We start from the raw sequence: 8,521 nt of genomic DNA, 5'->3' as shown, positions 1-8,521 counted from the left end.
CTGTCGAACCGCCCCTCCCGTCCGGGCACCTGGACGGGAGCGGCTCGCAGCACGGCGGACCCCTGGAAGCTGCCGGGGACGGTGGACCCCGGCTCCCGCACCGGCGTACGGCAGGCACGTCAACGCGGTGGTCACGCGGGAGCGTCCGAGGAGAAGGAGTGAGGCGTGGCCGACGGGGCGATTTCGGCGAGTTGGCTGTCGAAGGCGCGCAGCAGATCGGGGAGCCGTTGCGGCCAGGAACCGGTCAGCGGAGCCTGGACGACGCATTTCAGGGTCCCGTCGGGCAGTTCGCACACCTGGAGCTGAACCTCGGCGACCGCGCCGACCGGCGGCACCGGAACGGCGTGCATCCTTACCGGACCGGCCGAATGCTCGACGCGCTGCCAGTTCTCGAAGGCGAACAGCACCTGGTAGACGGGCATCCGACCACCGGGGACCGTGTGTACGGCCCGGACGATTTCGTAGCGGGGCAGCGCGGAGCCCAGGACGCTCTCCCGCACGGCGGCCCAGACCCGCTCGACCACCCCGGGTGCGGACAGCTCGGGCATCCGCACCGGCAGGATGTCGATCAGGCAGCCGAGCTCGTCCGCCTGCCCGGCCGAGCGGGTGGCCACCGGTGTGCCGACGCAGAAGTCGGAGCCGCCGGTGATCTCGGCCAGAGCCCGGCCGTACGCGGCCAGCAGCACCGCGAACGGTGAGCAGGCGCTGCGCCTGGCCTGGTCGCGCACCGCCTGCCAGGTGCTGGGCGGACAGGTGGTTCGGAGCTCGGCCGACCCACCTGCAGCGAGCTCGTGCTGGTTCGGCGCCGGGCTGCCGTCCGGGGTGGGCAGGTCGGCCGCCCCAGTCAGCAAGGCGCGCCAGTGTGCGGTGAGTTCGGCGTGCTGCGCCGGCGTGAGTTCTGCGGCCTCCGCTCGTTCCAGCACGGGCAGATCGGTCGCGACGCCGTCGACGGCCCGTGCGTAGGCGCACGCCAGATCGGCGGCGAACACCTCCTGGGAGAGGCCGTCGAAAGCGATGTGATGGACCGCCAGGAAGACGGTGGCGCCCTGTGCGTCCGGGGCGACCGCGGCCCTGTAGACGCGGCCCGCGGCGAGATCGAAGGTGTCGGCGTTCAGCAGGGTGGCGGCCGCCTCCTCGAAGCCGGTGCCGGGCCCGAGGCGCAGCAGGGGCTCCGCGACCGGCTCCGCGAGGACCTTGCGGACCACCTGCTCGTGCTCGAAGACGAAGGCGGTGCGCAGCGCCTCCTGGCGGCGCGCCACGGCCGACAGCGCTGCGTCGAGGGCGGGGAGATCGAGCGGGCCGTGGACGCGGACCTGGGCGAGGATCCAGCCGGCGCGGCTCGCCGGGTCGATCTGGTCACCGAGCCAGAGCTGCATCTCCAGGGCGGAGGCCGGCTGAACCCGCACCGTCGTGTGGTCAGTCACAGGAAAGCTCCTTGTCCGTGCCGTCGCAACGCGGCGTTCATGCGTTCCAGGGTCTCTTCCAGGACCTGTGGGGACGTGCCGAAATTGAGCCGCACGAATCCATCGCCGCCGGCTCCGAAGGCCGGACCGGAGAAGAGGAGCACCTTGGCCTCGTCGCGGAAGAAGGGCATGGGGTCCGGACCGATCCCCAGCTGCCGGCAGTCGAGCCAGGCAAGGAACGTGGCCTCCGGAGTCCGACATCGGATCCTCTCCGGGAGCCGCTCGGCCAGCAGCCGCCGGTTCCGGTCCAAGATGGCCAGCACGTCGTCCAGCCAGGCATCGCCCGAGGTCCAGGCAGCCTTCAGGGCCTCGACCGCGAGCACTCCCACTTGGCCGAAAAGCAGCCCGCGCCGGGCGTCGACGGCATCCCGTACGTCCCGCGGTCCTATGTGTGCCAGCGCGCAGCGGATCCCGGCGAGGTTGAATGCCTTGCTCCCCGAGGTGAGGGTGACCGTGCGGGCGGCGATTGCCGGGCTGAGCGAGGCGAAGGGAATGTGCTGGTGCGGGGCATGGGTCAGATCCGCGTGCACCTCGTCGGAGATCACCAACAGGTCGAACCTGAGCACGAGTTCCGCGAGTGACTCCAGCTCGTCACGGCGGAACACCCGGCCGGTGGGGTTGTGGGGGTTGACGAGGAAGAGCACACGGCAGCGGCCCGAGCCCTCGTCCGCCGCGGTCCGCTCCATGAGCGCGGGATCGAACTCCCACCCGCCCTCGCCCTCCTGGAGCGGAACGGTCAGCGCCCTGCGGCCGATCCTCTCGATGACATCGACGAACGGCGGGCAAGCGGGGGTGTGCAGAAGTACCGCATCGCCGGGGTCGGTGGCGACCTGGAGCGTCGCGAGCATCGCCTGGTTGATGTCCGTGAACAGCCGGACGTGCGTGGGATCGGGCCTGTGGCCGTACCGGTGCCGCGTCCGCTCGGCGAACACCTCGCCGAGCGGGCCGCCGCGGCTCTCGTCGAACCATGGGGGGTAGCCGAGATCGCCGTCGGCGCGGCGCAGCAGGGCCTGGCGTATCGCGGGCGCGGTCGGAAAGTCCATGTCCGCGACCCAGGAGGCCAGCATGCCGTCGCCCGCGGTGGCCCACTTCTCCCCGTCCCGCTGTGACAGGCGGCTCAGTTCGAGGGAGTCGAGAGCAGTTGACGAAGTGTCGGCCTTCATAGTCCTGTTCCGTGTCGGTTCGATGGCACAGCGTTGTGCGGACCAATGCCGGTGCGGTGCCGCACGACGGAGAGGAGGCCGGTACGGAAAGCCTGCGACAGGAAACCGATCGCCCGGCAGACCTCCTGCGGGCCCCCGGCCCTCCAGTCGCATCCCCATAACCCTGTTGGGCCACACGGGAGTTCCCCGAGAACTTCATGGTTGCCCAATGACGGGAGCACACAAGGGTATACGGCAGCCTTCGACCGCGAACGTGTGACGTCGGCCACATTGCGGCGTTCGTAACCCGCCGATACTGTCGCCAACAGCGCCTTCCTCAGCCCGGATCAGACGCTGAGGCTGGTCGCTCGCAAAGCTTGGAGCCTCCTGGCCCGGCAGTCGGTGCGCCCATGCGCCCATCCGATATTCACAGTCGAATTACATCTGCGATGTCGAGAATCTGTGACAGGAGACAGGAATTGCCCTCCCATGCTGCCCAAATCCCTGCGGACCGGCCGCGTGGCGTCGACGCACCCCGTTGCACGGGGGCAGTACGCCGAGAAATTCCCGGTCTTTACGCCGGCGCCGTCAGGGATGTGGCGGTGTCCTGCGCGACCGCCCCGGAGAGTGTGCTGCTCGCCGGCTTCGCCGCGCTGCTGTACCGGTATTCCGGCCAGAACCAGGTCGAGTTCCACGTGCGCCGCGAAGGAGGTGAGGACTCGCTGCTCCGCTTCTCCGTCACCGGGGAGAGCACGCTCCGCGGACTGACCGGTGCGGCCGGTACCGCGGCGGCCCCCGGGAAGGAGCCCGCGCGCATCGGCGTACGTTTCGGTGCGGATCGGGCCGGCGAGGGCGATCAGCCGTACGAGGTCGAGCTCGTGCTGCCTGTGGCCGAGGCGGCGTCCCGGTCGGCCGCTCTCCACTTCGACGAGCGACTCTTCGAAACGGCGACCGGCGACCAACTGCTCGCCCACTTCCAGAACCTGCTCGAGGACGGCGCGAACCGGCCGGACCAGGCGCTGGCGGATCTCGTGCTTCTCACCGGGCCCGAGGTGCACCGGATCCTCGTGGAATGGAACGACACCGCACTCCGGCTGCCCCGCGAGGAAAGCTGTCTGCACGAGGTGTTCGAGGAGCGGGCCGCGCGGTCCCCCGAGGCCGTCGCCGTGGTCCAAGGAGCGACCCGGCTGACGTTCCAGGAGATCAACGTCGCGGCGAACCGGCTGGCACATCATCTGAGGGACCTGGGCGTCGGCCCCGACGACCGCGTCGGCCTCTACCTCGAGCACTCGCCCGATCTGCTGATCTCGATGCTCGGGGTACTCAAGGCCGGCGGGGCCTATGTGCCACTCGACCCCGGCTATCCGCAGGCCAGGGTGTCCACCATGATCACCGGTGCTTCCTGCGTGGCTCTGATCAGCCACAGCAAGCTCGCTGCCGCTCTGACCGGGGAGGACTCCGTACGGCAGGAACTCCTGCTGTTATTGGACCGCGAGACCGCCGCCCTGTCCGCTCGGCCCGATCACGATCCGAAGGCCCAGGCCGGGCCGGACAACCTCTGCTACGTCATCCACACTTCCGGTTCCACCGGAAAGCCGAAGCCGATCGCGCTGCGCCACCGGGGCGTGGTGAACAACATCGAGGATCTCAACTCCCGCTTCGCCGTGGGCATCGGCGACAGTGTCCTCGGCCTGTCATCCCCGAGTTTCGACATGTCGGTCTACGAATTCCTCGGGATGACGGCGGCAGGCGGCACTCTCGTCCTTCCCGCGCCGGGCCGGGCCAAGGATCCGGCGCACTGGGCCGAACTGGCGGCGGACCACGGCGTCACGGTGTGGAACACCGCACCGGCGCTGCTGGAACTGGTACTCGATCATGTCGAGCGCGGCGGGGGTGGCGGGCCCTCACCGGTGAACGCACTGCGGCTGATCATGGTCGCCGGAGACTGGATCCCGCTGAAGCTGCCCGGACGCGCCCGCGGAGCCGCGCCCGATGCCAGGTTCATCTCCCTCGGTGGGGCCACCGAGGCCTCGATCTATTCGACGATATTCGAGGTCGAGGCCACCGACCCCACCTGGAGGAGCATTCCGTACGGGCGCCCGATGGCCAATCAGCGCACCTACATCCTGGACGAGTCGCTTCAACCCGTTCCGCCGGGTGTGACGGGCGAGTTGTACCTCGCCGGCGTCGGCCTCGCGCTCGGCTACTTGGACCGGCCCGCCTTCACCGCCGAGCGGTTCATCGAGTGGACGTACGGCACGGTGGCCGACGAGCGGCTGTATCGCACCGGCGACCTGGCGAGGTTCGGTGCCGACGGACTGATCGAACTGATCGGCCGGACCGACCTTCAGGTGAAGATTCACGGGCTGCGGGTGGAGCTGACCGAGATCGAGTCCGTACTCCGCGACCATCCTCAGGTCAAAGAAGCGGCGGTGACCGCACAGACCGATGCCGTCGGCGTCCCGGTCCTGGTCGGATATGCCGTGCCGCGCGACGGCGAAGTCCTGGACCCGGAGGACATCCGCAGGACCCTCGCGGCCAGCCTCCCGGCGCACATGGTTCCCGGCACTGTGCTCGTGCTGCCGGCCATGCCGCTGAGCCCCAACGGGAAGCTGGACCGCACGTCGCTTCCCACGGCCCCCTCACCGCACGAGGAGCGCCGTGGCGGCGCCGTGCCCGTCGGTGCCGAGCCCAGCGGTCCGTGGGAGAAGCGGATCGCCGCGGCATGGCAGGACGTTCTGGGTATCGATGCGATCCGGCGTGACGACGACTTCTTCGCCCTGGGCGGCGACTCGATGACGGCCATGCGCAGTATGGCGCAGGTGCCCGAGCTGACGTTGGTGGCTCTGCACCGCCATCCGACGCTGCAGAGCCTGGCCGCGTATCTTCAGGCCACGGCCGCTCCGCCCGGGGTGGGGAACTCCGATGCCTGCTCGGTCTGACGGACCGAGCAGGAACCGGGGCACACCGGCGGTGGCCGGCCGTGCGGGCCGGATGCCCGGGCGTCCGTCGCGCGGGTACCAGCCCGCGAAGTCCTCGTCGCACCACGGCCCGTCCCGCCGGTCTCCCACCCACATCGCCGTCGTGCCGCCCGGGTTGTTCGCCCGCGCGATCTGAGCGGTCAGATAAGGGACTTGCTCACCGGAACGGGGGCGGAGCGACAACGGACACCTCGACAACTGCATCGGTCGTCGAAACAGCCACGAACATGCCTGGTCATGTCGGCAGGTCGAGGGCCTGGCGAGGTCGCGGGCGCGCATCGGGCCGCCTGTGTCGGCCGGGGCGGTGAGGATCTGCTGGCAGGCGGGGTGGTCCGGGTGCGTCGAGTTCGCCGAGCTGCCGGGTGAGTTCTTCGATGCGGGCCCGGAACTGCCTGGTTCGGTCAGCCGGTTCGCGTTCGCGGAAACCCCGGTCGAAGCCCTTGGCCGGCGCGCGTACGTGAATGACCGAGAGTGATGCGGACGTGAAATTTGAAGACACGGCCCAGTAAGGTCGAGTAAGATCACGGGTGAGTTCGAGGTCGTGCCGGGTGGGCCCTCGATTGAAGAGCTGCTGGACCGCCACAAGAAAAATGCGGCCAGGCTTTTGAGAATGTCCCGATCTGCGACGGATTGGGATGTGTGTTTTTCGGGAAAGCAGAAGGACGGGAATGTCCATCGATGGCCCGCCGGAGTAATCGCGTCATCGATGTCCGTGTTCGGGGATAAGATCCTGGAAGAACCAGAATCCGGAGGACCGATGGCCACGCACGCTATTCAGAGGATGCATTCGGGGCGCGGCGGAATTCAGATGCATCGCCAGGGGGAAGTGTCCGATCTGGACGCGTTTCGGGAACGGCGTCTGACGCGCAGGCGCCGGCTGTTAGATGACCTGGCGAGTGCGAGAACGGGCACCCGCTATTTCCCTGTGCTGTCGGTACTGGCGCCCGTCATGACCCAATCCGAGGGTGAAATCACCTATCCGGGCGACCCGATGTGTCTCTACACGGCGCTGAGCGCTGCCGTGCACCGTGCCGTGGCGGACGCCGGCCCGCTGGAGGACGCCGTGCACTACAGCGACCTCGCGCCCGAGTGGACCCGGTTCCCGTCCAAGGAGTACCGGCTCTCCGCCAGTGACGACGGATACCGGGCCTACGGCACGTCACCCAACACCGACCAGACGGTGTTCGACCCCCGGGTCTGGGACGACGCGGCGCGCACGAGATGGCTGCGGCTACTGCGCGAGGTCCAGCCCAGGGTCGTGCTCATCAGCGCCGTGTCACCCGCGCACCGCTACGCGCTCGAAATCGCGAGGTTGGTCAAGCGCGAGGTCCCGGATGCCTTCGTCATACTCGGAGGCCGTCATGTGGACGAGACCGTCACCTGCACCCCCGACGGCCGGGCCCTCGTGTGCGAACCCAGCAGCACGGTGACAGTCATTCAGGAGGGCAAGGCTCCCGGAGTGGTCGACGCCGTCGTCGGCGGCGAGGCCTACTTCGCTGTGGACCTGCTCATGCGGGCCCTCGCCCTTGCCACCGATCTCGACCGGCGTTGGGTGGACCGTGACCAGGTTCTGCCGTGCCTGCAGGGGCTGCTCGCCGAAGAGGGTCCCGTGTCCGGCTCGTCGGTCGTCGTCCTGGCGACGGGGGAGACCTTCGACGCCGTTCCGCTCCGTGGCCGAACGCTCGACCTCGCGTCCTTACCCTCGCCGTACGAGGCATTCGCGATCCGATCCCGATTCCCCATCTTCACTCGCCCCGGGACAGGGGAGGTGATGCGCACCGCGCACTTCATGGTATCCAACGCCTGTCCGTACCGATGTAACTTCTGCTCCGAGTCGTCGCAACTTGGCACCGGACTCAAGCGGTTCAAGGACGATGCGATAGGTGCGGCGGCGGAGCGGGTCTGTGAATACGTCAGCTATGGCGCCGAGTCGCTCTTCTTCGACGACTCCGTCTTCTGGAGCGGTCGGTACCGGGACATCGAGAATTTCTGCGAAGAGCTCAGCCGGATCCGCCGGGACGAGAGCGGTTCACTCGAACCGCGTTACCGCAGATTCGTTCGCGAGGAAGACGATGTCCAGCGGCTGCGCGACCTCCAGTGGGGTGCTCAGCTGACCGTCGACACCCTCGTCGCGCTGCATTCGGCTGAAGAGTCGTCAAAAATCCTGCGAAAGATGAAGGATGCCGGATGCAGCTACATCTACATCGGCATCGAGAGCATGTCGACGCAAGTCATGAACAACATTCACAAGAATATCCGCCGGGACGAACGGAAGCCCTGGGGGGAAAAGGTCAGGGAAGCTGCGGCCCTCGTCAAGGCGCAGGACCTGCAGCTGGGAACTTCCGTTCTTTTCGGCCTCGACGGTGAGACGCGGGACAGTATCGACGAGACCATCCATGAAGTGGGCCGTCTCATCGACGACAAGCTGATCGATCTGGCCAGCCCGAACATACTCACCTATCACCCCGCGACACCGGTCACGCGCCAGCACGGCATGCAGGACCAACTCGACTACCACTCCCCGCGCATCGACAACCGAAAGCCCTATATCTACTTCGAGGAAGCTTTCCCCGGTGTCGTCTCCGTCCTCCTCACCGAGGACGACATCTGGCACATTCACAGGGAGACCGAGAAACGCTGGGGCGGGGCCCGCAATGATGCTGCCGCAGTTCCTGTCCAGGAAGAGCAGTCCGACAGTCCCCGGCATGTCCACGCCGGACCATGACGACATCTGAAGGCGCCCAGAGGCTCCGGCCACGGCTGTAAGGGCTGAGCCGCCGGACGGCCTACGGGACTTGCCCACCCGGAGCCCCGTGACGACTCGATCGCTGCTGTAGGACAACGCCGGCGAGGTCGTCCGCGGGATCGATGTGAGTCGAGGGACGCGACCCGGGCCGTCCCCGCCGGGTGCGGGGGGGGAGTGACCTCTCCCGGC

Annotated in this window: 4 protein-coding genes; 2 read left to right on the top strand and 2 right to left on the bottom strand. The window is 68.1% G+C overall.

Features of this window, described 5'->3' with window-relative positions:
• Positions 1–131: 131 nt before the first annotated feature.
• Together ACIQOV_RS15125 and ACIQOV_RS15120 are read right to left on the bottom strand one after the other, a co-directional pair.
• Positions 132–1,424, bottom strand: coding sequence for a condensation domain-containing protein (locus ACIQOV_RS15125; protein WP_401048725.1), 1,293 nt, complete (start codon positions 1,422–1,424; stop codon positions 132–134).
• Positions 1,421–2,530, bottom strand: coding sequence for a MalY/PatB family protein (locus ACIQOV_RS15120; RefSeq protein WP_401048723.1), 1,110 nt, complete (start codon positions 2,528–2,530; stop codon positions 1,421–1,423). The genes ACIQOV_RS15125 and ACIQOV_RS15120 overlap by 4 nt, the downstream gene beginning before the upstream one ends.
• 677 nt (positions 2,531–3,207) lie before the next feature.
• Between ACIQOV_RS15120 and ACIQOV_RS15115 the strand changes: the two genes are divergently transcribed.
• Together ACIQOV_RS15115 and ACIQOV_RS15110 are read left to right on the top strand one after the other, a co-directional pair.
• Positions 3,208–5,547 (top strand): amino acid adenylation domain-containing protein, encoded by a 2,340-nt coding sequence (locus tag ACIQOV_RS15115; RefSeq protein WP_401048721.1) that lies wholly within the window; start codon positions 3,208–3,210, stop codon positions 5,545–5,547.
• Positions 5,548–6,343: 796 nt separating this feature from the next.
• Positions 6,344–8,311, top strand: coding sequence for a B12-binding domain-containing radical SAM protein (locus ACIQOV_RS15110; RefSeq protein WP_401048719.1), 1,968 nt, complete (start codon positions 6,344–6,346; stop codon positions 8,309–8,311).
• Positions 8,312–8,521 lie beyond the last annotated feature (210 nt).

Origin of the sequence: Kitasatospora sp. NPDC091257 (assembly GCF_044757675.1) — a bacterium.
Lineage (GTDB): Bacteria > Actinomycetota > Actinomycetes > Streptomycetales > Streptomycetaceae > Kitasatospora > Kitasatospora lactacystinica.
Note: the sequence above shows the minus strand (reverse complement) of the source record. Positions and strands in the feature narration are given on the sequence as shown.